A 22,496-nucleotide genomic window follows, 5' to 3' on the forward strand; every position below is an offset into this window, starting at 1 on the left:
CGGTTGAACATGTTCAACTCCATCTCTGTGGGAGGCTGGTCACATGATCAGTTCAGGGCGGGTCGTCATTCGGCGCGGCGGGGCGCGGGACGCCGGGTCCATTGCCGAGCTGCACGCGCTCAGCTGGCGCACCACCTACCGGGGGATCGTCCCGGAGGAGGGGCTCGGCGACGGGATGGCCGCTCAGCGGCGTGAACTGTGGGAGATCCGCCTGGACGCGGACTACGGCGAGCCGGAGAACACGCCCGAGCTGCTGGTCGCCGAACAGGACGGGGAGACGGCCGGGTTCGTCTACCTCGTCCCGCAGCCGGACGGCCGGGTGCTGATCGACAACCTGCACGTGCGCCCCGGCCTGACCGGCGGCGGCATCGGCCGCGCGCTGCTGGCCGAGGCCCGCGCCTTCGTCGCCGAGCGGCACCCCGGGGCCGAGCTCTTCCTGGAGGTGCTGCGCGACAACACCCGCGCGGTCGCCTTCTACGAGCGCGAGGGCGCCGTGCGGGTCCGGGCGCAGGAGGGCGTCTTCCCGGGCGGGTTCCTGCTGCCCGAGTACGTGTACGCGTGGCCGGGTCGGTCGGAGTCGTAGATCGGTCGGGGTCGTGGGTCGGTCGGAGTCGTGGGTCAGTCGATGTCGTAGACGGTCACCGGCACGCCGCGCGCCGTCAGCCGGGCGGTGACCAGCGGCTCGACCTTCTGCCAGCGCCCGCCCGCGAGTCCGCAGCCGATCCGCGGCATGTGGACGGAGGCGCCGAGGTCGAGCACGCGGTCGCCCAGCGCGGCCAGCCCGGCGTCGATCGCCTCGTACCGGACCGGCACCCCGGAGGAGCGCCCCGTCCGGATGCCGCGCTGGCCGACCAGGTTGGCCACCCAGACGTACGGCTCGACCTGCACCAACTGCAGTGCGCCGAGCCCGAAGTCGTTCTTCGCCCGCTCCCGGTGCCAGCGTCGGTACGCGGCCTCGGGCTCGGGCCAGCGTCTGGAGAGCGCGAGCACGAAGCCCTTGCCCCAGCCGCCGAGGTCGTTGCAGACGTGCGCGATCACCTTCACGCCCTTGCCGAGGGGCGTGGTGGCATCGCCTCGGACGTAGGTGATTTCCGCCATGACTCGAAGTTAGACGGAGGCACTGACAACCCGCTCGGAATTTTCGGCCGCCGCCTCCACCGCGGACGGGTCCACCGCGGACCGCTTCGGCGCCCGCAGGTGCCGCCGCCCGGCCAGCGCGATCAGCAGCGCGAGCGCGGCGGCCGAGGCCGGCAGGGCGTAGCCGGTGCCGGGCGCGGTGTGCTCGGCGACCGTCCCGGCGAGCGCCGCCCCGGCCGAGATGCCGACCACGATGCCGGACACCGCCATCGCCATCCCCTCGTTGAACTGCCGCTGCGGCAGCAGTTCCTGGACCAGCGTCATCCCGGTCACCATGGTCGGTGCGGTGGCGGTCCCGGCCGTGAAGAGCACCGCGCCGAGCACCCAGAGACCGGCCCCGCCCAGCCCGGCGGCGAGCGGCAGCAGCAGCACCCCGGCCATCGCCGACGCCCCGATCAGGAACCGCGCGCCCGGTGCCCGGCGCGGCGTCAGCAGCCCGAACAGCAGCCCCGCCACGCAGGATCCGGCCGCGACCAGGCCCAGCAGTGCGCCGGCCGCCGCCTTGTGCCCGAGCGCGTCGGCGTACGCCACGGTGGTGATCTCGGTCGAGCCGAAGACCACGCCGGTCGCCAGGAAGGTCAGCACCAGCACCCGCAGCCCGGGCACCCGCAGCGGCGAGCCGTGCGTCCGGCCCGTGGCCGCTGTCGCCGCCGCTGCCGGGGCCGCCGACAGCGGCGGTTCGGTGCGCCGCTGGGCGGCGAACAGCAGGGCGCCGGTGGTGCCGAGCGTGCCCGCGGTGATCAGTCCGGCCTCCGGGGCGAGCGTCGTGCAGAGCAGCATCGCGAGCACCGGCGCGGTCATGAAGCAGAGCTCGTCCAGCGCCTGCTCGAAGGAGTTGGCCAGGTGCCGGGCGGCCGGGTCGTCCCGGTACAGGTGCGCCCAGCGGGAGCGCGCCATGCCGCCGAGGTTGGGTGCGGCGGAGCAGGCCGCGGAGCAGAGGTACAGCGTCCAGTCCGGCGCGCCGAAGCGGACGCAGAGCAGCAGCCCGGTGAGCGGGACGACGTTGTACAGCGCGGCCGGCACCGTCACCCGTGCCTGCCCGTACCGGTCCACCAGCCGTCCGACCAGCGGCATCCCGATCGCGCCGGTGACCAGCCCGGCCGCCGAGACCGTCCCGGCCAGCCCGTACGAGCCGCGCCGCTCGGAGAGCAGCACCACCAGCGAGACGCCCGTCATCGACAGCGCGAGCCGGCCGAGCAGCCCGGCCAGGGTGAAGGCGACGGCGCCGGGGGCGCTGAACAGCCGCCGGTAGGAGGCGAGGAAGGCGCGCGAGGGCAAGCGGGCTCCTGAGCAGGAAGAAGGGGGACGTCCCGGCAGGAAAGAGCGGGACGTCCCCTAGCCTCGCCGCGGTGGCGGGCCGCCGTCCAACACCTGTTCCGCCGGATTGACAACACACTGTTGTCAATCCGCGTTGTTAATCTGCCGCCCATGCCCCGTGACCTGCACCCCCGCCTGCTCCGCGGCTTCGTCGCGACCGCCGAGACCCTGCACTTCGGCCGGGCCGCCGAGCGGCTGCACATCGCCCAGCAGGCGCTCAGCCGGGACATCCGGACCCTGGAGGGGGTGCTCGGCGAGGCGCTGTTCACCCGTACCACCCGCAGCGTCGAACTCACCCCGGCCGGGCAGCGGATGCTGCCCGGGGTCCGCCGACTCCTCGCCCTGCACGACGAGATCCTCGCCGAGGCCGGATCGGGCGCCTCCGCCCGGCCGTTGCTGCTCGACCTCAACAGCGACGTCACCGGCCCGGACCTCACCGGCGACCGGGTGCTCGAACGGGCCCGCGCCGCCTGGCCCGAGGGCGAGCTGCTGGCCCGCTTCCACGGCGGCCTGGCCGCGGCCGCCGCCGAGCTGCTGGCCCACCGGCTGGACGCCTCGTTCGGCCGCTTCGCCGGACTGCCCGCCCCGGTGCGCGGCCAACTCGTCCAGCTGCCGGTCCGGTTGGAGCGGATCTCGGTGATGATGGCGGACACCCACCCACTGGCCGGCCGCCCGGCGCTGCGCCTGGCCGAGCTGGCCGGGCACCCCGTCGACATCTGCGCGGGCAACCCGGCCACCACGGAGTGGGCCGACCTCGGCACCCGGCTGCTGCGCGGGCACGGCCTGACCGCGGCCGACCCGTACGTGCCGCCGGTGGGCGTGGACGAGACCGCCCGCTACCTCGCCCGGCACGGCGATCCGATGCTGACCACGGTCGGCGGGCCGAGGATCCCCGGGACGGTGAACGTGCCACTGGTGGACCCGGTGCCGCTGAGCCTGGTCAGCCTGGTGCACCGGCCCGGCGAGAGCCATCCCGGACTGCGGGCGCTGGCCGACGCGGCGCGCGGACTCGGCGCGGCCGAGGGCTGGCTGCGCCGCCCGCCGGGCAGCTGGCTGCCGGAGGCCGACGCGGCGCTGCTCCCCACCGGATGAGGGACCGGCCGGGCGGTCGGACCGGGGCGGGTGGGACGAAGCCGCCCCTGCCCAGGGGGGATGGGCAGGGGCGGTGCTCGTGGGGGCGGGTGCGGGCCCGCCTCGGGGAGTGCCCGGGTCAGGCGGCCTTGACGGCGGAGATGTCGAAGCTGAGCTTGACCTTCTCGCCGATCAGCACGCCGCCGGTCTCCAGGGCGGCGTTGTAGGTCAGCCCGAACTCGGTGCGGTCCACGACCGTCCTGCCCTCGAAGCCGACCCGCTCGGCGCCGTAGGCGTCGGTGGCGCTGCCGGTGTACTCGAGGTCCAGGACCGCCGGGCGGGTGGCGTCCTTGATGGTCAGCTCGCCGGTCATCCGGTAGGTGTCCTCGCCGAGCCGCTCGGTGGAGGTGCTGCGGAAGCGGATCTCCGGGAAGGTCTCCGCGGCGAAGAAGTCGCCGGTGCGCAGGTGCTCGTCGCGCTGGGCCTGGTTGGTGTCGATGCTGGCGACCTTGATCACCAGGTCGGCCGAGGAGTTGTGCGGCGTCGCGCCGTCCAGGTGCAGCTTGCCGTCGTACTCGGTGAAGCGGCCCTTGACGTTGGTGACCATCGCGTGGCGGACCGAGAACCCGATCTCGCTGTGCATGGCGTCGATCGTCCAGTCGCCGGTCAGGTGCGACAGGTCCGGGCCGGCCGGGGTCTGGACGGCGACGGGCGCGGCGGCGGTGGTCTTGGTGCGGTTGAACAGGCCCATGGCTTCTCCTCGGGTTCGAAGCCGTTTGTTTAGGCTTCAACTTCTCAGGCTCCACCGTACGCCGCTGTCGTTCAAATTTCAACCATGCCTTTCGTGGGCTTCCGCTCGATTCGCCCGATCGGCCCACAACCCGGCCTGGTCGGAATCCGGCCCGACCGCCCCGCAACCCGGCCCGGTCGGCTCGGAATCCGGCCCGACCGCCGCTGTCAGTCCTCCCGGCTAGGCTGCGAAGGACGGTTCCCACCCGCCCGGAAGGCCCCCGATGTTCGTCCTGCACGCGCTCTGGCGGACGGACGGGCAGCTGGCGCTCTGGGCCGAGGACGCCCGCGCCCACCCTGGCGCCGCCGAGCCGCAGCCCGGGCGACCCGCCCCGCGTGCCCACCCCTACGCCTGCCCGGCCGGCGAGCTCGCCGCCCTGCTCGGCGGCATCGGCCCGGGCCTCGGCTGGCTCGCCGGGCAGGCCCCCGAGCGCTGGGCCACCCTGCTGCTGCCCACCGTCGGCGCCGCCCCCGCACCTTCGCCCGACCTGCCGGTCACCCCGCCGCGCGGCGGCGCGGTGCTTACCCCCTGGCGGGTGCCGGCCCTGCTCTTCGACGCCCCGGCCGCCGCCCAGCTGCTCGGCGAGGTCTTCGACCCGCACTGGGCCGTCACCGGCGCCGACCTGCCCGGCACCGGGCGCGTCGAGGTCGTCCACGGCGCCTCGCTGCGCTGGCTCACCGGGGTGCACGACCTCGCCTGGCGAACGGTCGGCCGGGGTCGGGTGCTGCCACTGCCCGTACCGGCCGACGGCCGCCCGCAGGCCCGCTGGCAGCCGGACCCCACCCCGGCCGGGCGCCGCGAGGCCGCCGCACTGGCGGCGGGCTGCCCGCCCGTCCTGCTGGGGGAGTGGCCGCACGGCGCCGACAGTGGGGAGGCGCTGCTGGGCGCCGCACTGGGCGCGCTGGTGGACGCCGAGGCCCGGGCGGCCCTGCCCGACACCCTCTTCCCGGCGCCCGGGCGGTCCGCTGCCGAGCAGTGGCTGCACGCCCTCACCACCCCTGACGGCCGCCTCGGCGACGTCCCGCCCGAGGACTTCGTCGAGCTGCGCCGCCGGGTCGCCGCCTGGTACGCCGCGTCCGAACCCACCGACCCCGCGCTGCGGCTCTGCTTCCGTCTGGTCGAGCCGCTCGGTCCCGACCCCGACGACCCCGAGGGCAGCCCCTCCGACGACGCCTGGCAGCTGGAGTTCCTGCTCCAGGCCGTGGACGAGCCGTCCCTGCTGATCCGCGCCGCCGACCTGCACGAGGGCGGTGCCGCGCACGCCGCCCTCGCCCGCAAGGCCGCCGACCCGACCGACGTCCTGGTCACCGAACTCGCCCGCGCCGCCCACCGCTGGCCCGCCCTGGACGGACTGCGTCACCGCGCCCGTCCGTCCGTCCTGCCGCTCGACCGGGCGGGCGCGCTGGACTTCCTGCGCACCGCCGCGCCCGCGCTCGCCGAGGGCGGCTTCGGCGTCCTGCTGCCCGCCTGGTGGCGCCGCCGCCCCCGGCTCGGGCTCGCCCTGCGCGCCACCACCCCGCCCGCGCCCGGCACGCTCGCCGTCACCAGCCAGGTGGACCGGGACGCCGTGGTCGCCTTCCGCTGGCAGGCCGCCCTCGGCCCGGACGGCACCCCGCTCACCGAGCAGGAGCTGGCCGAACTCGCCGCCGCCAAAGAGGGCTTGGTCCGGGTGCGCGGCACCTGGCTGGAGGCCGATCCGGCGCAGATCGCCGCCGCGCTCGCCTTCCTCGCCGACCGGCGCGAGGGCGTGCTGGCCGCCGCCGACCTGCTGCGGCTCGCCCTCGACCCGCAGGCCTCGGTCGCCGGGCTGCCCGTCACCTCCGTCCGGGTGGACGGCCCGCTCGGCGACCTGCTCGCCGGGCGCACCACCGCCCCCGACGGCCCTGCATCCGACGCCGCCCCGGTGCTGCCGCCGGACTTCCGGGCCGTGCTGCGCCCGTACCAGGAGCGCGGACTGGCCTGGCTGCGGACGATGTCCCGGCTCGGCCTCGGCGCCGTCCTGGCCGACGACATGGGCCTCGGCAAGACCGTCCAGACCCTCGCCCTGCTGGCCGCCGAGAACGCCGAACAGGCCGGCCCGGGAGAGGCGGAGAGCACCGGCCCGACCCTGCTGGTCTGCCCGATGTCCCTGGTCGGCAACTGGCAGCGCGAGGCCGAGCGCTTCGCCCCCGCCCTGCGGCGGTACGTCCACCACGGCTCCGGCCGCCTAGGCGCCGACCGACTCGCCGAAGCCGTCCGGGGCGCGGACCTCGTCATCACCACCTACGGGCTGGTCCAGCGCGACCTCGCCGCCCTGCGCGCGATCCGCTGGCGCCGGGTGGTCGCCGACGAAGCCCAGCACATCAAGAACGCCGGCACCGCGCAGTCCCGGGCGATCCGCGCCCTGCCCGTCACCCGCCACCGGATCGCGCTGACCGGCACCCCGGTGGAGAACCGGCTCGCCGAACTGCACGCCGTGCTGGACTTCGCCAACCCCGGCCTGCTCGGCCCGGCCGAGCGCTTCAAGGAGCGCTACGCGATCCCGGTCGAGCTGCACCGCAGCCCCGAGCGCACCGCCGAACTCCGCCGCCGCACCGCCCCGTTCGTGCTGCGTCGGCTCAAGTCCGATCCGGTGGTGGCGGCCGAGCTGCCCGCCAAGCAGGAGATGACCGTCTGGTGCAACCTCACCGCCGAACAGGCGGGCCTCTACCAGGCGGTGGTCGCCGACCTGCTGCGGCGGGTCGACGGGATCCGGGGCGTGGAGCGGCGCGGCACGGTGCTGGCGGCGATCGGCAAGCTCAAGCAGGTCTGCAACCACCCGGCCCAACTGCTGCACGACGGATCGGCGTTGGGCGAGCGCTCGGGAAAGGTCGCCCGGCTCGCCGAGCTGTTGGAGGAGGCGCTGGCCGAGGGCGACCGGACGCTGGTCTTCACCCAGTACGCCGAGTTCGGCGCGATGCTCCGCCCGTACCTGGAGCGCCGACTCGGCGAGGAGGTGCTCTACCTGCACGGCGGACTGTCCCGGGCGCGCCGCGAGGAGCTGGTCGAGCGCTTCCAATCCCCGGACGGGCCACGGGTGTTCCTGCTCTCCCTGCGGGCCGGCGGCACCGGCCTCAACCTGACCGCCGCCAACCAGGTGATCCACCTGGACCGCTGGTGGAACCCGGCGGTCGAGGAGCAGGCCACCGACCGCGCCTTCCGGATCGGCCAGCGCCGGGACGTCCAGGTCCGGCGGCTGGCCTGCGTGGGTACCGTCGAGGAGCGGATCGACGAACTCCTCGCCGCCAAGCGCTCGTTGGCCGAGACGGTGGTGGGGGAGGGGGAGCACTGGCTCACCGACCTGCCGCTCGACGCCCTGCGCGAACTGGTCGCGCTCACCCGGGAGGACGCCGTCGCCGAGGAGGATGCATGAGCGACCAGCCGGCCCCGATGGTCAACGTCGCCGCCTACTGGCGCGGCGACTTCACCCTGCGCCCTACCCCGCCCGGGCAGGACCCCGACGAGCCGGACGAGCCCTCGCTGCGCCGCCTCGGCAGCTCCGGCATCACCGTCCACGGCCGCGACCTCGCCGCCCTGCTCGCCCCCGCGTACGAGGCCTTCCGCGACTGAGGGCCCGCCCTACCGTGCGGTAACGTCCCGAGGGTGACCGACACCCACGACACCCGGGCCACCGGCGACCGACCGGCCGACACCCGGCTGGTCGACTTCGAGCAGCACCGGCGGATGGTCTTCGGCATCGCCTACCGGATGCTCGGCAGCGTCGCCGACGCCGAGGACCTGGTCCAGGACACCTGGCTGCGCTGGAGCCAGGTCACCGGCCCGGTCGCCAGCCCCGGCGGCTTCCTCGCCCGTACGGTCACCAACCTCGCGCTCAACCGGCTGGGCTCCGCCGTCGTCCGCCGCGAGTCCTACGTCGGCCCGTGGCTGCCCGAGCCGCTGGTCACCGAGCCGGACGCGACCGACGGCGTCGAACGCGCCGAGACCGTCTCGCTCGCCCTGCTGGTGGTGCTGGAGAGCCTGTCCCCGCTGGAGCGGGCGGTGTTCGTGCTCAAGGAGGCCTTCGGCTTCTCCTACCTGGAGATCGCCGAGGCCCTGGACCGCACCGAGGCCGCCTGCCGCCAGGTCGGCAGCCGGGCCCGGGCGCACGTCCGCGCCCGCCGGCCCCGCTACGACGCCCCGCCTGAGCTGCGCCGCCGCGCCACCGACGAGTTCCTCGCGGCCAGCGTCGGCGGGGACCTCAACCGGATGCTCGAACTGCTCGCCCCCGACGTCGCCACCTGGAGCGACGGCGGCGGGGTGATCCGCGCCGCGCTGCGGCCGGTCACCGGCGCCGAGAACGTGGCCCGCTTCACCCTCGGCGTGCTGCGGCAGCTGGGTGAGGGCGCCGCCGCCCACCCGGTCCTGGTCAACGGCGAGCCCGGCCTGCTGGTCACCGTGGACGGCGCGGTCGACTCCGTCTCGGTGCTCGACTTCGTCGAGGGGCCGGACGGCACGCTCCTGATCTCCGCGATCCGCGCCGTCCGCAACCCGCAGAAGCTCGCCCACCTCGCCCCCGACCCCGGTGCCGGGTCCCAGGGCGTGTCCGACAGGGCTTGACCCTCGACCAGGTCGAGCCCGCAGAGTCACCGGCATGGAGAGCGAGCTGCACAGCATCGGCGAGCTGGCCCGCGCCAGCGGCCTCGGCGTCGGCACCCTGCGCTACTACGACGGCGCCGAGGTGCTCACCCCCGCCTGGGTCGACCCGCAGACCGGCTACCGCTGGTACCGGCCCGGCCAGCTCGCCGACGCCCGTCTGCTGGCCCGGCTGCGCCGGGTCGGCCTGCCGCTGGCCGACATCCGCGCCGTGCTCGGCGCCGCGCCCGGCGGCGGCGAGGCCCGCCGGGTGCTCGACGCGCACCTGCGGCGGCTGGAGGACGGCCTCGCCGACGCCCGCCGCGAGCTCTCCCTGATCCGCGCGATGATCGACCAGAGGGAGAAACCGATGACCACCGACTCCGCCGACCTGCGCCTCACCGTCCCGGCCGAGGGCCTGGCCGCCGCGCTGGACGCGGTCCGCTTCGCCGTCTGCGGAGACCCGGAGGTGCCCTCCCTCGCCGGGGTGCTGTTCGAACCGGACGGCCCGGTGCTGCGCCTGGTCGCCACCGACCGCTACCGGATGGCCTTCGCCGAGGTGCCCGCCACCGGAGACACGCCCGGCGGGCCGGGGACCGGCACGATCGTCCCGACCCCGCTGGTGGACGCGCTGCGCGCGCTGCTCGGCTCCACGGCCGCCGAGGTCGCCGTCACCCTCGGCGGCGGCCTGGTCCGTGCCGAGGCGGGCGGGCACCGGATCGAGGGCGCCGCCCTCGACTTCGACTACCCCGACCACCGGGCCCTCACCAGGCTCGAACCGGAGCACCGGATCGCCCTCCCCGCCGCCGAACTGCGCGCCGCCGTCGAGACCGGCGCGACCCGCACCCTGCCCTCCGGCCCGCACGGCGCCGACTGCGAGGTCACCGTCCTCACCCTGACCGGGGACGGCGGACTGGCCGTGGCCGCCGACCCGGCGGCCACCGACGGCCTCCGACTGGCCGTCAACCGGGACTTCCTGCTGGACGCCCTCGACGCCGGGCAGCCCGAGCAGCTCGTCCTCGAACTCGGCGGCCCCATCGCCCCCCTGGCCATCCGCACCCCCGGCCGCGCGGGCACCTTCTCCGTCCTGATGCCCATCCGCCTGCCCTAGGGTCCGTCTTCAAACCCCCGCCCGCGCTCCGGGCGGACGACGGGGATCTGAAGACGAACCCCAGGCCCCCGGCGGGGCCTCTGGGAGGATCGCCGCATGAGCCAGCACACCGGTCGCCCCGTGTCCGAGGTCCACGTTCCCGCCCCCGGTGGCGGCCGGCTCTGGGCGGAGCGCGGTGGCTCCGGCAGCCCGGTGGTGCTGCTCCACGGCTCCGGCATGGACTCCCGGCTCTGGGACGCCGTCCTCCCGGAGCTCTCCCGCCACCACGACGTGATCCGCTACGACGCCCGGGGCCTCGGCCGGTCCGCCGAGCCGCAGCGGCCGTTCGACGACGTCGAGGACCTGCGTGCCGTCCTGGACCACTTCGGACTGGCGAGCGCCGCCCTGGTCGGCCTCAGCATGGGCGGGGAGACCGCGCTGGACTTCGCCCTCGCCCACCCGGAGCGGGTCACCGCCCTCGCCCTGGTCGGCGCCTCGGTCAGCGGCCACGACTGGCCGCCCGCCCCGGAGACCGCCGCCTACGCCGAGGCCCGCCGACGGGGCGACGCGTCCGCCCTGGCCGAGCTGGAGCTGTCCGTCTGGGCCGCGATGGGCCCGACGGCACCGGGCGGCGAGCTGATCGCGGCGATGGTCGAGCAGAACGCGGCCCGCCGCATCGTCAGCGAGCGCTTCCTCACCGGCGCCGCCGCGCAGCCCGCCGAACCCCGCCTCGGCGAGGTCACCGCCCCCACCCTGGTCGTCCACGGCGACCGCGACCACCCGGAGATCACCGCGATCGCGGAGCGGCTCGCCGCCGACATCCCCGGCGCCCGCGCCCACCGCGTCCCGGCCGCCGACCACTACCTCCCGCTGCGCACCCCCGAACGGCTCACCGAACTGCTGCTCGGTCACCTGGCATCCCGGCCGGCCTGACCGGCCTGACCGGCGGTCACTGCCCGCGCGCCACGTTTGCTGCCGCTAGCGCCCTGCTTGCATTTGCAAGCGGGGTGCTGCAGGCTGTCCGCATGGCCTCACTCAACGTCGGCTCGCTCGGCGAGTACATCCGGGAGCAGCGCCGCAACGCGCAGTACTCGCTGCGGCAGCTGGCGGAGGCCGCCGGCGTGTCCAACCCGTACCTCAGCCAGATCGAGCGCGGGCTGCGCAAGCCGAGCGCGGAGATCCTGCAGCAGATCGCCAAGGCGCTGCGGATCTCGGCGGAGACGCTGTACGTCCAGGCCGGGATCCTGGAGGAGCGGCGGGGCGAGGGCCTGGAGTTGCGGGCCTCGATCCTGGCCGATCCGCTGATCAACGAGCAGCAGAAGCAGGCGCTGCTCGCGGTCTACGACGCCTTCCTCAAGGAGAACGCCGCTCCGGCCCCCGGTGCGACGACCGACGGCTCAGCCACCCAGAACACCCACCGGGAGGACCGGTAAGCATGCCCATCACCGACGAGATCAAGAAGACCCTCAGCGACCCGACCCCGCTGTACGCCCTGGCCGGCGCCGGGGACCTCGCGTACGAGAAGCTGCGCGAGGTGCCGGGCATGGTCGAGGCGCTTGCGGCGGACCGCAAGGGCGCGCAGGAGAAGGCCACCGCCAGGCTTCAGGAGGCGCAGTCGCTGCTGGTCGGGGCGCCGGCCAAGGTCGGCGAGGCCGTCACCGGGCTGCCCGTCGACCTCAAGGCCCTGCAGGAGCGGGCCCAGGGCTTCGCGCTGCAGCAGGTGGGCCGTGCGGTCGAGCTGGCGGTGAAGGCCAAGGAGACGTACGACGAGCTGGCCGAGCGCGGCAAGGTCGTGGTGGAGAAGGCCCGTCCGGGCACGCCGGCCGGGACCGCCGAACTGGCGGACGCACCGGCCGAGTCCGGGAAGGCCGAGTCCGTGCCGGTCGAGGCTGGGCCGGCCGAGGGCGCCGAGGCCGACGCCGCGCCGGCGCCGAAGAAGTCCGCCCGGGCCCGGAAGGCCGGCTCCGCCGACGCGCAGTGAGCGGTGGTCCTCCACCGGGGGCACATCCGGTGACCACGGAACGTTGACACCGGTGCGTACGGTCGTCGTGCCAGGATGGGCGGCGGCCGAAAGCGCCGGAATCGAGAGACAGAGGAGATCGCGATGGTCGTCGGAGTGCTCCAGATCCTGGCGTTTTCCTACCTGAACCCGATCTGGTGGGCGACGATCGCCATCCTGGCCTACAAGCTGTTCGCCCTGGTCGACGCGGCCACCCGCCGGGAGGACGCCTACCGGGCGGCGGACAAGAAGACCAAGGGTTTCTGGGTCGCGATCCTCGGGATCTCCTTCGGCTGGGACTTCCTGTTCGGGGTGAACTTCTTCACCGGCATCGGCACCCTGGCCGGCCTCGTCGCCTCGATCGTCTACGTGGTGGACGTCCGCCCGGCGATCCGGGCGCTGACCGGAGGCGGCGGCCGGGGCGGCCGGAGCAACAGCGGCCCGTACGGGTCCTGGTAGGCCCGACAGCGGGCAACACGACGGCCCGGACGGGGAGTTCACCCGTCCGGGCCGTCGCCTTGCCCGCCGGCCCGGGGCCGTTCCATTCTCCGGTTCCGGGGCGTCAGCCCAGGATCAACTGCACCGGGTTGCGCTCCAGCAGCAGCACCGCGACGTCGTCGGTCAGCGCGCCGCCGTTCAGCTCCTCGACCTCGGCGATGGCGCTGTCGACCAGCCGCCCCCGGGTCAGCCCGGCGGCCTGGTGGTCGCCGATCAGCCCGGCGAGCCCGTCCTGGCCCAGGCGGCGGGAGCCGGCCCCGACCCGGCCCTCGATCAGCCCGTCGGTGTAGAGCAACAGCCGCCAGCCGGGCGGGAGTTCGACCTCGTGGGCGGGCCAGGCGGCCTGCCCGTCGTGGCACGGCAGCAGCCCGAGTGCGGGCCCGGCGAGGTCGGAGGGCAGGGTGACCGGCTCGTGGTCGCGGCCGAGCAGCAGCGGGGCCGGGTGTCCGGCCAGGTAGAGCCGGGCCTTCTCGCCCGCCCCGAGCGAGTCGAGCTCGCTGTCGGTGCCGCCAGGGTCGATGACGAGCATGCAGAGCGTCGCGAAGATCTCGTCGCTGCGCCGCTCGTGCTCCAGTACGTGCTGGAGCGTGGTGAGCAGCGCCTCGCCGGTGAGGCCCGCGAAGACGAGGGTGCGCCACGCTATCCGGAGCGCGACGCCGAGCGCGGCCTCGTCCGGGCCGTGGCCGCAGACGTCGCCGATGACGACGTGGACGGTGCCGTCGTCGGTGCGGACGGCGTCGTAGAAGTCGCCGCCGAGCAGGGCGCGGCGGCGGCCGGGGCGGTAGCGCCGGGTGAAGGAGAGCCCGGCGCCGTCCAGCAGCGGGGTGGGCAGCAGGTGGCGCTGGAGGCGGGCGTTCTCCTGGCCGCGCAGCTCGGCCTCGACCAGGCGGCGCTGCGACTCGTCGGCGCGCTTGCGCTCGACGGCGTAGCGCAGGGCGCGGGCGAGCAGCGGGCCGTCCGTCTCGTGCTTGATCAGGAAGTCCTGCGCTCCGGCGGCGACCGCGGCCGCGCCGAGTTCGGCCCCGGCGGCGTCGGTGAGCACCACGACGGGGATGTGCGGGGCCCGGCGGAGCAGTTCGTGCAGGCCCTCCAGCCCGTCGGAGGAACCGGACGGGCCGGAGTCGGACGCCGGGCCGGCGAGCGCGGCGAGGTCGAGCAGCACGCAGCCGAACTCGGGGCCGCGGGAGCGTCCGCGGCGGGCCGGGAACGCGGGCGGGGCCAGCAGCGCGGTGGCCTGGGCGAGGCCGCGGGCCCAGTGGATCTCGATCGAGGTGCCGCTGTCGGCGACCGCCGCCTTGATCAGCTGGGCGTCCGAGACGTCGTCCTCGACGACCAGCAGCCGCAGCGGCGCGGCGCCGTCGGCGGGACCGTCCGGCCCGGGGCCCGGCGACACCTCGGAGACGTGGGAGGGGTGCGCGGCGTGCGCCGCCCGTACGGCCTGCGAGCGGGGGTGGGGTATCGGGGGAGCTGCCGTCGTCGAGCCGGACGCGACCGGGCGGTTGCGGGCATGGCCGACGAGGGCGCCGTCGTGGGCGCCCGGCAGGTCCGCGGCACCATGTGCCCGCCCGTCTCCCGTTGCGGGCATCGGTGGTTCCTCCCTTTCCCCGACTGCGTAACGGTCGACGTCCGTCCGCAGTGCCCTCCTGGCACCGTGCGTCGGGGAACTTCTCGCGACCATAACGTGATCTCCGGGGATTTCTCTGGCCGACCGGCGCCGTTGTGGTTATTGCCACGCCGGTGGCGGTGTGGTGATCGGATTCGGACGAGGGCTCGGATGCCCGCCCCGGCGGCTGCCGCGCGGGGCGAAGAAGGGGGCAGGTGATGGTGACGCGGATCACCCTGGTCGAGGGTGACATCACGGAACAGCGGGTGGACGCGGTGGTGAACGCCGCGAACTCGTCCCTCCTGGGCGGTGGCGGGGTGGACGGTGCGATCCACCGCAAGGGCGGGCCGCAGATCCTGGAGGAGTGCCGGCGGCTGCGGGCCTCGCACTGGGGCAAGGGGCTGCCCACGGGGCGCGCGGTGGCGACGACGGCCGGACGGCTGCCGGCCCGGTGGGTGGTGCACACCGTCGGGCCGGTGTACCGGGCGGAGGAGTACGAGGAGCGGGCGGAGCTGCTGGCCTCCTGCTATCGGGAGTCGTTGCGCGTCGCGGCGGAGCTGGGCGCGCGCACGGTGGCCTTCCCGGCCGTGTCGGCCGGGATCTACGGCTGGCCGCCGGCCGACGCGGCCCGGATCGCGCTGGCCACCGTCGCGGAGGTGCTGGGCGGCGGTGAGGCGGAGGCGGGCACGGAGCCGACGGAGGTGCGGTTCGTGCTGTTCGGGTCGGAGATGTACGGAGTGTTCGAACGGGCCCGACGGGAGCTGCTCGGGCAGGACGGCTGACGGCTCTGACGACAGCCTGGAGCTGACGGTCGGGCGCGACATGGTGCGTACCGAGCGGCGTGTGGTGTCGCCGCTCGGTCGCGTCCAATCGTGACGTGACGAGGCGTCAACGCGCCAGAGATATTCGATAACTCGTTCGAGTGAATGCGTCGGCTCGCTCACCAGCTCCCGCCCGCGCCTGCCCGAACCGGCCGTGCCCGCCCGAACCGGCCGTGCCCGCCCGGACGGCGGCTACGGCGCGAGTGCCGACCAGGGCACCGTGACCTCGCCCTGCCGCCACCGCCCGCGCGCGTCCACCAGCGGCCAGCTGCCGGCCAGCGCCGTACAGGCCGCCACCCAGCGCTGCCGCGCCCCGAACGCCCCGTACGGCGCGGCCGCCGCCCAGGCCCGGTCGAAGTCGGTGAGGAAGGCGTGCACCGGTCGGCCCGGCACGTTGTGGTGGATCAGTGCCTTGGGCAGCCGCTCGGCCAGGTCGGAGGGCTGCTCCAGGCCGCCGAGCCGGGCCGCGAAGGTCACCGTCCGGGGCCCCTCCGGGCCGAGCGCGACCCAGACGTGCCGCCGGCCGATCTCGTCGCAGGTGCCCTCGACCAGCAGCCCGTCCGGGGCGAGCCGCGCGCACAGCCGCTCCCACACCCCGGCCACCGCCGCCTCGTCGTACTGCCGCAGCACGTTGGCCGCCCGGATCAGCTGGGCCGGCGCGCCGCCGTCCAGCGGCACCTCGAAGCCGCCGCGCCGGAAGGTGAGCAGCGGCGGCTCGGCGTACGGCAGCGCCGCCGCGACCCGCTCCGGCTCGATCTCGATCCCGACCACCCGGACGTCCGGGCGCACCGCGCGCAGCCGAGCGGCCAGCTCGACGGCGGTCCAGGGCGCCGCGCCGTAGCCGAGGTCCACCGCCACCGGCGGTCGCCCGGCGGCACGGAGCGCACGGCCGAGGGTGTGGGCGATCCAGCGGTCCATCCGGCGCAGCCGGTTGGTGTTGGTGGTGCCCCGGGTGACGGTCCCCACCGGGCGCCCGGTCCGCCCACGGGAGGGCGCGGCGGTGGTGGGGTCGAAGGAGGCAGCCATGCCCAGAAGGGTAGTCGGGGCGTCGGCGGCACCGTGCTGACCTGGGGCGATGCCGGACGGTCCGACAGATGGGCACGGTCGGCGATGCTCGTGCGCCGGACCGGGAATGCCGGACGCCGCCCGCGTGGTTGGCACACTGGTGGTGATGTGTGCCCGGACGGGGCAGCGCACACCGGACTAGGGGCGGCCCGGCGCGGACCGCCTAGACGGGCCCACAGAGGAGGCTTCAGCCAGGTGATCCAGCACCCCGTCCGTTCGGTACGCCGTGCCCAGCCCGCCGGTCCCGCGCGCGGCCGGCTCCAGTCGCTCGTCCCGGGCCGCCGCCGCCCGCGCCGGATAGCCATGCTGAGCGTCCACACCTCGCCGCTGCACCAGCCCGGCACCGGGGACGCCGGCGGGATGAACGTCTACATCGTCGAGCTGGCCAAGCGCCTGGCCGACCTCAACATCGAGGTCGAGGTGTTCACCCGGGCGATCTGCTCGGACGACGCCCCGACCGTGGAGCTGGCCCCGGGCGTGCTGGTCCGCCACGTCACCGCCGGGCCGTACGAGGGCCTGGTCAAGGAGGACCTGCCGGCCCAGCTGTGCGCCTTCACCCACGGGGTGCTGCGGACGGAGGCGGGCCACCGACCCGGCCACTACGACCTGGTGCACTCGCACTACTGGCTCTCCGGGCAGGTCGGCTGGCTGGCCGCGCAGCGCTGGGGGGTGCCGCTGGTGCACACCATGCACACCATGGCGAAGGTCAAGAACGCCGCGCTGGCCGAGGGCGACACGCCCGAGCCCGCGGCCCGGGTGATCGGCGAGACCCAGGTGGTGGAGGCGGCCGACCGGCTGATCGCCAACACCACCGAGGAGGCCGCCGAGCTGGCGCTGCACTACTCCGCCCGGCCGGACCAGCTGGCCGTCGTCCACCCCGGGGTGAACCTGGACGTCTTCCGTCCCGACGGCGCGCAGGCCTCGTCCGCCGCCCGGGCCCGGCTCGGCCTGCCGCAGGACGCCGCGGTGCTGCTCTTCGCCGGGCGGATCCAGCCGCTCAAGGCCCCGGACGTGCTGCTGGCGGCGGTCGCCGCGCTGCTGGCCCGCCGCCCCGAGCTGCGCGAGCGCCTGGTGGTGCCGGTCGTCGGCGGCCCGTCCGGTACCGGCCTGGCCCGGCCGGAGAGCCTGCACAAGCTCGCCGCCCAGCTCGGCATCTCCGACGTGGTGCGCTTCCACCCGCCGGTCGGCCAGGAGCGGCTCGCCGAGTGGTACCGCGCGGCCACGGCCCTGGTGATGCCCTCGTACAGCGAGTCCTTCGGCCTGGTCGCGCTGGAGGCGCAGGCCTGCGGCACCCCGGTGGTGGCGGCCGCGGTCGGCGGCCTGCCGGTCGCGGTGCGGGACGGCGAGACCGGCACCCTGGTACGCGGTCACGACCCCTTGGAGTGGTCGCACGCGTTGGAGCCGTACGTGACCGACCGGGCGCTGGTGGCCCGGCGCGGTGCGGCGGCGGCCCGGCACGCGGCCGGTTTCGGCTGGGACACCGCGGCGGCGACCACCGCCGAGGTGTACGCCGGCAGCCTGGCCCGCCCGGCCGGTCGGCTGGCCACCGCCCGCCGCCGGCTCACCTAGCCAGGTGCCCGGCGGTCCGGCTCCCGTGCGCGGTGCGGGTACCGGCGAGTAACGTCACCTCCATGGCAATCCGCACCAAGGACGAGGCCCTGACCCTCCTGCGCACCGCCCTGGACGACGCCGGGGTGGCCTGGGAGCCGGCCACCACCGACCCGCACACGCTGGTGGCGACCCTCCCGGGCACCCGGAAGCTGAGCACCACCTGCGCCCTGCGGGTCGGCGACCACACCCTGTCGCTGAACGCCTTCGTGATCCGTCGCCCGGACGAGAACCACGAGGCCGTCTACCGCTGGCTGCTGGAGCGCAACACCAGGCTGTACGGCGTGGCGTACGCGGTCGACGCGCTCGGCGACGTCTACCTGGCCGGCCGGCTGCCGCTGGAGGCGCTCACCCCGGAGGTCGTGGACCGGCTGCTCGGGACGGTGCTGGAGAACGCGGACGCACCGTTCAACACCCTGCTGGAGCTGGGCTTCGCCTCGGCGATCCGGCGCGAATGGGAGTGGCGGACCAAGCGCGGGGAGTCCACCCGCAACCTGGCCGCCTTCGCCCATCTGGCGGGCCCGGCCGCCGCCCGGGACGACGCCCCGGGCGCCGACTGACCGCAGCCGCTCAGGCGCCCGCCGGAGCCTTCTCGGACTCCACCGCGACCTCCGCCGCGGCGGTGCCGGCAACCCGAGCCGCGGGTATCGCCGCCTCCGCCGCCTCTGCGGCGGTGCCGGCCACCCCGCCGCCCGTCGCGGCGTGGGTCCGCTTGCCCAGCAGCGCGTACCCGACCGCGGCGACCGTGCCGCAGACCCCGCACGCGCTCCACAGGACCCCGCTGCCGGCCTGCTCCAGGAGCACGCCGCCGACGGCCGGGCCGACGAACGAGGCGAGTGACCAGGAGAGCCCGTAGACGCCCTGGTAGCGCCCGCGGGCATGGGTCGGCGACAGCTCGGCGACCAGGCCCATCAGGGTCGGCGTGTAGAAGATCTCCCCGACCGTCCACACCGCCACGGTGAGGGCGTAGAACCAGGCGGACGACCCGGCCAGGGCCGTCATCCCGAACCCCCAGCCGATCAGCAGCGCGGCCGCGACCAGCATGGCCGACCGACTGCGGTTCTCGACCCACCGGGTGAGCGGGATCTGCAGCACCACGATCAGCAGCCCGTTCAGGCCGATGACCAGGCCGTACTCGGTGGAGGTGATCCCCTGCCGGCCCATGTCCACCGCGAGGGTGGTCGCCCCCTGCTGGAGCACCAGGGCGAGCAGCAGGGTGAGCCCGACCACCGCCATGAAGCGGCTGTCGCGGAACACCGTGCCGAGGCCGACCGTCGGCTCGTCGGCCTTCGCCGCCGGGGCGTCGGGCTTGGTCTCCGGGATCCTGGCGAAGATCACCACCGCGCAGAGCACCGTGGACAGCGCGTCCAGCAGGAAGAGCGTGAGGTAGCCGTGGGTGGCGATCAGGCCGGCGGCCGCCGAGGAGAGGCCGAAGCCCAGGTTGATCGCCCAGAAGTTCAGCGAGTAGGCCCGGACCCGGTCGGCGACCGGGACGATGTCCGCGATGATCGCCGAGATAGCCGGCCGGGTGGCGTTGTTGCAGAAGCCCACCAGGAAGGCCACCACCGCGATCGCCACCTGGCCGTCCGCGAAGCCGAGCACGGCGGTGAACAGCGCGGTGCCGAGCTGGGCGGCGAGCAGGGTCGGACGGCGCCCGATCCGGTCGGTGAGCACCCCGGCGACGATCGAGGAGGCCGCCGAGCCGAGGCCGAACAGGGCCGCGACCAGGCCCGCGTAGGAGGCCGAGTACCCCCGGCTGCCGGTGAGGTAGAGCGCCAGGAAGGTGACCACGAAGGCGCCGAGCCGGTTGACCAGGGTCGAGACCCAGAGCCACCAGAACTGGCGCGGCAGTCCGCCCGCCGTCTCGTGCACCATTCTTCGGAACCGGGCGGCGTCGAGCATGTGGGGGGCTCCCGAGGGCAGGAGCGTCCGCTGAGCGGCGCGGGCAGGCCCGGTCAGCCGACGCATGTAAGTGTCAGATGCGCGGCGCACACGCTACCTGTCGCCCTGAGGTCCCCACCAGGGGTTTTCGGGCCCTCCACTAAGCTGGGGCCCATGGCTGACACGACGTACCGACTCATCCTGCTCCGCCACGGCGAGAGCCAGTGGAACCAGAAGAACCTGTTCACCGGTTGGGTCGACGTCGACCTCAACGAGAAGGGCGAGAAGGAGGCCGCCCGCGGTGGCGAGCTCCTGGCCGCCGAGGGCCTGCTCCCCGACGTGGTGCACACCTCGCTGCTTCGCCGTGCCATCCGTACCTCGCAGATCGCCCTGGACAAGGCCGACCGCCACTGGATCCCGGTCAGCCGCAGCTGGCGCCTGAACGAGCGGCACTACGGCGCGCTGCAGGGCAAGGACAAGGCCCAGACCCTGGCCGAGTTCGGCGAGGAGCAGTTCCAGCTGTGGCGCCGCTCCTACGACACCCCGCCGCCGGTGCTGGCCGACGACAACGAGTACTCGCAGGCCGGTGACGCCCGCTACGCCGAGATCCCGAGCGAGCTGCGTCCGCGCACCGAGTGCCTGAAGGACGTCGTCGAGCGGATGCTCCCGTACTGGTACGACGCCATCGTCCCGGACCTCGCCTCCGGCAAGACCGTCCTGGTCACCGCCCACGGCAACAGCCTGCGCGCGCTGGTCAAGCACCTCGACGGCATCTCCGACGAGGCCATCGCCGGCCTGAACATCCCGACCGGCATCCCGCTGGTGTACGAGCTGGACGCCGACTTCAAGCCGGTCGCCGCGGGCGGCCGCTACCTCGACGCGGAAGCCGCCGCCGCGGCCATCGAGGCGGTCAAGAACCAGGGCAAGAAATAAGCCCGACAGCCACGGAGGCCCCGCCGCCCGGTTCGCCGGGGGCGGGGCCTCTTCGCGTCCCAACCAGCTTGCGGGGTCGGCGAGTTGGACTGAACTGAAAGTGGTTCAGACCATTGACGGGTAGTGTGGCGACTCCTACCGTGAGGGCACCGGGCCGGCGCAGGCATGCCAGGATCTCCCCGTCCGGGCCGCACCCCCACGTGCGCGCGTCTGCGCCCCGGTGCACTCTCCATCCACCCCCACGGAGGAGCACCATGCGCACACGTCACATCGTCGGGGCGGTGGTCGCCGCGCTGGCGGTACCGCTCACGCTCGCCTTCCCGGCGTCCTCGCACGGGTACATCACGACCCCGCCCAGCCGGGCCGCGCTCTGCGCCGCGGGCGCCGTCGCCTGGGACTGCGGTGGGATCCGGTGGGAGCCGCAGAGCGTCGAGGGCCCGAAGGGCTTCCCGACCCGGGGCCCGGCCGACGGCACCATCTGCGCCGGAGGCAACGCGCGCTTCGCCGAGCTGGACGACCCGCACAGCGGCGCCTGGCCGACCACAGCGGTCACGGCGGTCGGGCAGCTCACCTTCACCTGGCGGTTCACCGCCCGGCACGCGACCACGAACTTCAGGTACTACCTGACCAAGCCGGGCTACGACGCGAGCCGGCCGGTCACCCGGGCCGCCCTGGAACTGACGCCCTTCCTGACCGTCCCGTACGGCGGGAAGCAGGTGCCGAGCACGCTCAGCCACACCGCGACCGTCCCGAGCGGGCGCACCGGCCACCAGGTGGTCGTCGCCGTCTGGGAGATCGCCGACACCGGGAACGCCTTCTACTCCTGCACCGACGTCAGGTTCTGACGCCTGAACGCCCGGCACGGCCTCGGCGAGGACGAGGGCGAGGACGAGGAGGACGGCGTCGGCGAGGGCGCACGACTGCCCGTCGTGCGCCCTCGCCCGAGGACCTTCAGTGCCCGCCGCAGCAGCCGCCGTCCGCGCCGCCGCACTGGCAGGGCGCGCCGGACTGGCAGCCGCAGCCGCAGCCCGGGCCGCAGCCGCAGCCGGCCGCGAGGACGGGCAGTAGCTTCGGGGCGGGCGGCTCGACGGTGTCGCGGGCGGGGGCCGGGCGGGTCGGGTTGGCCTTCATCGAGCTGTTCCCTCCGTGAAGCGGGCACACTCCGGCGCCCGATACTTCGAGTGAAACCGCCGAACGGAGGGAGCGTCAACGGGCGCGCAGTGGTGGGACATCCGGAGAACCGTGCGCCCGCACCACCCTCGCCACAGGTTTACTCACCCCTCGGGGTGAGCGGCCGTCGGAGCGGAGCTCACTCCGCCGCGCCGGCCTCCGTGGCCTCCGTGCCCTCGGTGGAGGCGACGAACTCGGCCACGTGCTCGCCCGTCACCAGGTACACCACGCGCTTGGCGACCGACACCGCGTGGTCCGCGAAGCGCTCGTAGTAGCGGCCGACCAGCGTGATGTCGACGGCGGTCTCGATGCCGTGGTGCCAGCGGTCGTCGATCAGGTGCGACAGCAGCTCGCGGTGGAGGGTGTCGATGGCGTCGTCGTCCTGCTCCAGCTCCAGGGCCTTGTCGACGTCCTTGGTGGCGATGACCAGGCCGGCCTTGGCCACCAGGCGCTGGGCGAGCTGGCCCATCTCCAGGACGGTGGAGTGCAGGTCGCGCGGCACGGCGGTGTCCGGGTAGCGCATCCGCGCGACCTTGGCGACGTGCCGGGCGAGGTCGCCGCAGCGCTCGAGGTCGGCGCTCATCCGCAGCGAGGTGACGACGATGCGCAGGTCGGTGGCGACCGGCTGCTGCCGGGCCAGCAGGTCGATCGCCCGGTTCTCCAGCTCGTGGTGCAGCTCGTTGATCTTCTCGTCGGCGGCGATCACGCTCTCCGCCAGTGCCAGGTCCGCGTCGAGGAGGGCGGTGGTGGCGCGGCCGAGGGCGGAGCCGACCAGCCGGGCCATCTCGACCAGGCTGTCGCCGATCGAATCGAGTTCCTCGTGGTACGCGTCGCGCATGTTCTCTCCTCAGTAGCTGTGTCGGTGGCGGTGCCGACCGGTCAGCCCGTACGACCGTCGTTCCGGTGTCCGGGTGACCGCTGCT

At 74.7% G+C, this 22,496-nt stretch carries 23 protein-coding genes; 15 read left to right on the forward strand and 8 right to left on the reverse strand.

Annotated elements, in window-relative coordinates:
* The first annotated feature begins 43 nt into the window (after positions 1-43).
* Positions 44-583 carry a GNAT family N-acetyltransferase gene (locus ACZ3TI_RS00505; RefSeq protein ID WP_465721789.1) on the forward strand — a complete coding sequence of 180 codons (540 nt, stop codon included), beginning with the start codon at positions 44-46 and terminating at the stop codon, positions 581-583.
* Between the two features lie 35 nt (positions 584-618).
* On the opposite strand, the gene ACZ3TI_RS00510 is transcribed toward ACZ3TI_RS00505, so the two are convergent.
* Together ACZ3TI_RS00510 and ACZ3TI_RS00515 are read right to left on the reverse strand one after the other, a co-directional pair.
* Positions 619-1,098: a macro domain-containing protein gene (locus ACZ3TI_RS00510; RefSeq protein ID WP_465721791.1), complete on the reverse strand. Its 480-nt coding sequence runs from the start codon at positions 1,096-1,098 to the stop codon at positions 619-621.
* Between the two features lie 9 nt (positions 1,099-1,107).
* Positions 1,108-2,415, reverse strand: coding sequence for an MFS transporter (locus ACZ3TI_RS00515; protein ID WP_465721793.1), 1,308 nt, complete (start codon positions 2,413-2,415; stop codon positions 1,108-1,110).
* A 150-nt stretch (positions 2,416-2,565) separates the two neighbouring features.
* Between ACZ3TI_RS00515 and ACZ3TI_RS00520 the strand changes: the two genes are divergently transcribed.
* On the forward strand, positions 2,566-3,546 hold the full coding sequence (locus ACZ3TI_RS00520) for a LysR family transcriptional regulator (protein WP_465721796.1): 981 nt from the start codon (positions 2,566-2,568) through the stop codon (positions 3,544-3,546).
* Between the two features lie 118 nt (positions 3,547-3,664).
* Here ACZ3TI_RS00520 and ACZ3TI_RS00525 read toward each other — a convergent pair whose 3' ends face one another.
* The gene (locus ACZ3TI_RS00525; protein ID WP_465721798.1) at positions 3,665-4,276 is read right to left on the reverse strand and encodes a YceI family protein; all 612 of its coding nucleotides are present in this window, start codon (positions 4,274-4,276) and stop codon (positions 3,665-3,667) included.
* 262 nt (positions 4,277-4,538) lie between these two features.
* Here ACZ3TI_RS00525 and ACZ3TI_RS00530 point away from each other — a divergent pair, with 262 nt between their 5' ends.
* From ACZ3TI_RS00530 to ACZ3TI_RS00565, 8 genes are all read left to right on the forward strand, one after another.
* Positions 4,539-7,706 (forward strand): DEAD/DEAH box helicase, encoded by a 3,168-nt coding sequence (locus ACZ3TI_RS00530; protein ID WP_465721800.1) that lies wholly within the window; start codon positions 4,539-4,541, stop codon positions 7,704-7,706.
* On the forward strand, positions 7,703-7,903 hold the full coding sequence (locus ACZ3TI_RS00535; protein WP_465721802.1) for a hypothetical protein: 201 nt from the start codon (positions 7,703-7,705) through the stop codon (positions 7,901-7,903). Before ACZ3TI_RS00530 ends, ACZ3TI_RS00535 begins: the two co-directional genes overlap by 4 nt.
* 33 nt (positions 7,904-7,936) lie before the next feature.
* Complete coding sequence (sigJ, locus tag ACZ3TI_RS00540; RefSeq protein ID WP_465721804.1) at positions 7,937-8,890, forward strand: RNA polymerase sigma factor SigJ; 954 nt, start codon at positions 7,937-7,939, stop codon at positions 8,888-8,890.
* Positions 8,891-8,924: 34 nt separating this feature from the next.
* Positions 8,925-10,016, forward strand: a complete 1,092-nt coding sequence (locus ACZ3TI_RS00545; protein WP_465721806.1) for a DNA polymerase III subunit beta family protein — start codon at positions 8,925-8,927, stop codon at positions 10,014-10,016.
* 96 nt (positions 10,017-10,112) lie between these two features.
* The gene (locus ACZ3TI_RS00550; protein WP_465721808.1) at positions 10,113-10,928 is read left to right on the forward strand and encodes an alpha/beta fold hydrolase; all 816 of its coding nucleotides are present in this window, start codon (positions 10,113-10,115) and stop codon (positions 10,926-10,928) included.
* A 92-nt stretch (positions 10,929-11,020) separates the two neighbouring features.
* Positions 11,021-11,428: a helix-turn-helix domain-containing protein gene (locus tag ACZ3TI_RS00555; protein WP_350627506.1), complete on the forward strand. Its 408-nt coding sequence runs from the start codon at positions 11,021-11,023 to the stop codon at positions 11,426-11,428.
* A 2-nt stretch (positions 11,429-11,430) separates the two neighbouring features.
* Positions 11,431-11,976: a hypothetical protein gene (locus tag ACZ3TI_RS00560; protein WP_465721810.1), complete on the forward strand. Its 546-nt coding sequence runs from the start codon at positions 11,431-11,433 to the stop codon at positions 11,974-11,976.
* Positions 11,977-12,099: 123 nt separating this feature from the next.
* Positions 12,100-12,453: a DUF2516 family protein gene (locus ACZ3TI_RS00565; RefSeq protein ID WP_465721812.1), complete on the forward strand. Its 354-nt coding sequence runs from the start codon at positions 12,100-12,102 to the stop codon at positions 12,451-12,453.
* A 103-nt stretch (positions 12,454-12,556) separates the two neighbouring features.
* On the opposite strand, the gene ACZ3TI_RS00570 is transcribed toward ACZ3TI_RS00565, so the two are convergent.
* Positions 12,557-14,077, reverse strand: a complete 1,521-nt coding sequence (locus tag ACZ3TI_RS00570; RefSeq protein ID WP_465721814.1) for a PP2C family protein-serine/threonine phosphatase — start codon at positions 14,075-14,077, stop codon at positions 12,557-12,559.
* Positions 14,078-14,313: 236 nt separating this feature from the next.
* Between ACZ3TI_RS00570 and ACZ3TI_RS00575 the strand changes: the two genes are divergently transcribed.
* Positions 14,314-14,877, forward strand: a complete 564-nt coding sequence (locus tag ACZ3TI_RS00575) for an O-acetyl-ADP-ribose deacetylase (RefSeq protein ID WP_465721816.1) — start codon at positions 14,314-14,316, stop codon at positions 14,875-14,877.
* Between the two features lie 231 nt (positions 14,878-15,108).
* On the opposite strand, the gene ACZ3TI_RS00580 is transcribed toward ACZ3TI_RS00575, so the two are convergent.
* Positions 15,109-15,942: a methyltransferase domain-containing protein gene (locus tag ACZ3TI_RS00580; protein WP_465721818.1), complete on the reverse strand. Its 834-nt coding sequence runs from the start codon at positions 15,940-15,942 to the stop codon at positions 15,109-15,111.
* A 237-nt stretch (positions 15,943-16,179) separates the two neighbouring features.
* Between ACZ3TI_RS00580 and mshA the strand changes: the two genes are divergently transcribed.
* Together mshA and ACZ3TI_RS00590 are read left to right on the forward strand one after the other, a co-directional pair.
* Entirely contained in the window at positions 16,180-17,550 is a 1,371-nt protein-coding gene (mshA, locus tag ACZ3TI_RS00585; protein ID WP_465722491.1) for a D-inositol-3-phosphate glycosyltransferase, read from the forward strand.
* 62 nt (positions 17,551-17,612) lie between these two features.
* A complete protein-coding gene (locus ACZ3TI_RS00590) occupies positions 17,613-18,149 on the forward strand; it encodes a type III secretion system chaperone family protein (protein WP_465721820.1) in 537 nt (178 codons plus the stop codon).
* Positions 18,150-18,159: 10 nt separating this feature from the next.
* On the opposite strand, the gene ACZ3TI_RS00595 is transcribed toward ACZ3TI_RS00590, so the two are convergent.
* Positions 18,160-19,491, reverse strand: coding sequence for an MDR family MFS transporter (locus ACZ3TI_RS00595; RefSeq protein ID WP_465721822.1), 1,332 nt, complete (start codon positions 19,489-19,491; stop codon positions 18,160-18,162).
* A 153-nt stretch (positions 19,492-19,644) separates the two neighbouring features.
* Between ACZ3TI_RS00595 and ACZ3TI_RS00600 the strand changes: the two genes are divergently transcribed.
* Both ACZ3TI_RS00600 and ACZ3TI_RS00605 read left to right on the forward strand, forming a co-directional pair.
* Positions 19,645-20,403, forward strand: a complete 759-nt coding sequence (locus tag ACZ3TI_RS00600) for a phosphoglyceromutase (protein WP_465721824.1) — start codon at positions 19,645-19,647, stop codon at positions 20,401-20,403.
* A 254-nt stretch (positions 20,404-20,657) separates the two neighbouring features.
* On the forward strand, positions 20,658-21,248 hold the full coding sequence (locus ACZ3TI_RS00605; RefSeq protein ID WP_465721826.1) for a lytic polysaccharide monooxygenase: 591 nt from the start codon (positions 20,658-20,660) through the stop codon (positions 21,246-21,248).
* A 106-nt stretch (positions 21,249-21,354) separates the two neighbouring features.
* On the opposite strand, the gene ACZ3TI_RS00610 is transcribed toward ACZ3TI_RS00605, so the two are convergent.
* Together ACZ3TI_RS00610 and phoU are read right to left on the reverse strand one after the other, a co-directional pair.
* On the reverse strand, positions 21,355-21,534 hold the full coding sequence (locus tag ACZ3TI_RS00610) for a hypothetical protein (protein WP_350521682.1): 180 nt from the start codon (positions 21,532-21,534) through the stop codon (positions 21,355-21,357).
* 178 nt (positions 21,535-21,712) lie between these two features.
* Complete coding sequence (gene phoU, locus ACZ3TI_RS00615; protein WP_465721847.1) at positions 21,713-22,411, reverse strand: phosphate signaling complex protein PhoU; 699 nt, start codon at positions 22,409-22,411, stop codon at positions 21,713-21,715.
* Positions 22,412-22,496 lie beyond the last annotated feature (85 nt).

It is taken from the genome of Kitasatospora sp. NPDC023120 (genome assembly GCF_055560835.1).

What these genes read in the sequence shown, in the direction of transcription:
- ACZ3TI_RS00565 (WP_465721812.1), top strand. Translation starts at nt 12,100, where the DNA reads ATGGTCGTCGGAGTGCTCCAGATCCTGGCGTTTTCCTACCTGAACCCG.
- ACZ3TI_RS00595 (WP_465721822.1), bottom strand. Translation starts at nt 19,491, where the DNA reads ATGCTCGACGCCGCCCGGTTCCGAAGAATGGTGCACGAGACGGCGGGC.
- ACZ3TI_RS00510 (WP_465721791.1), bottom strand. Translation starts at nt 1,098, where the DNA reads ATGGCGGAAATCACCTACGTCCGAGGCGATGCCACCACGCCCCTCGGC.
- ACZ3TI_RS00560 (WP_465721810.1), top strand. Translation starts at nt 11,431, where the DNA reads ATGCCCATCACCGACGAGATCAAGAAGACCCTCAGCGACCCGACCCCG.
- ACZ3TI_RS00605 (WP_465721826.1), top strand. Translation starts at nt 20,658, where the DNA reads ATGCGCACACGTCACATCGTCGGGGCGGTGGTCGCCGCGCTGGCGGTA.
- ACZ3TI_RS00570 (WP_465721814.1), bottom strand. Translation starts at nt 14,077, where the DNA reads ATGCCCGCAACGGGAGACGGGCGGGCACATGGTGCCGCGGACCTGCCG.
- ACZ3TI_RS00610 (WP_350521682.1), bottom strand. Translation starts at nt 21,534, where the DNA reads ATGAAGGCCAACCCGACCCGCCCGGCCCCCGCCCGCGACACCGTCGAG.
- ACZ3TI_RS00525 (WP_465721798.1), bottom strand. Translation starts at nt 4,276, where the DNA reads ATGGGCCTGTTCAACCGCACCAAGACCACCGCCGCCGCGCCCGTCGCC.
- ACZ3TI_RS00545 (WP_465721806.1), top strand. Translation starts at nt 8,925, where the DNA reads ATGGAGAGCGAGCTGCACAGCATCGGCGAGCTGGCCCGCGCCAGCGGC.
- ACZ3TI_RS00505 (WP_465721789.1), top strand. Translation starts at nt 44, where the DNA reads ATGATCAGTTCAGGGCGGGTCGTCATTCGGCGCGGCGGGGCGCGGGAC.
- ACZ3TI_RS00535 (WP_465721802.1), top strand. Translation starts at nt 7,703, where the DNA reads ATGAGCGACCAGCCGGCCCCGATGGTCAACGTCGCCGCCTACTGGCGC.
- ACZ3TI_RS00600 (WP_465721824.1), top strand. Translation starts at nt 19,645, where the DNA reads ATGGCTGACACGACGTACCGACTCATCCTGCTCCGCCACGGCGAGAGC.
- ACZ3TI_RS00520 (WP_465721796.1), top strand. Translation starts at nt 2,566, where the DNA reads ATGCCCCGTGACCTGCACCCCCGCCTGCTCCGCGGCTTCGTCGCGACC.
- ACZ3TI_RS00550 (WP_465721808.1), top strand. Translation starts at nt 10,113, where the DNA reads ATGAGCCAGCACACCGGTCGCCCCGTGTCCGAGGTCCACGTTCCCGCC.
- ACZ3TI_RS00590 (WP_465721820.1), top strand. Translation starts at nt 17,613, where the DNA reads ATGGCAATCCGCACCAAGGACGAGGCCCTGACCCTCCTGCGCACCGCC.
- ACZ3TI_RS00555 (WP_350627506.1), top strand. Translation starts at nt 11,021, where the DNA reads ATGGCCTCACTCAACGTCGGCTCGCTCGGCGAGTACATCCGGGAGCAG.
- phoU (WP_465721847.1), bottom strand. Translation starts at nt 22,411, where the DNA reads ATGCGCGACGCGTACCACGAGGAACTCGATTCGATCGGCGACAGCCTG.
- ACZ3TI_RS00575 (WP_465721816.1), top strand. Translation starts at nt 14,314, where the DNA reads ATGGTGACGCGGATCACCCTGGTCGAGGGTGACATCACGGAACAGCGG.
- ACZ3TI_RS00530 (WP_465721800.1), top strand. Translation starts at nt 4,539, where the DNA reads ATGTTCGTCCTGCACGCGCTCTGGCGGACGGACGGGCAGCTGGCGCTC.
- ACZ3TI_RS00580 (WP_465721818.1), bottom strand. Translation starts at nt 15,942, where the DNA reads ATGGCTGCCTCCTTCGACCCCACCACCGCCGCGCCCTCCCGTGGGCGG.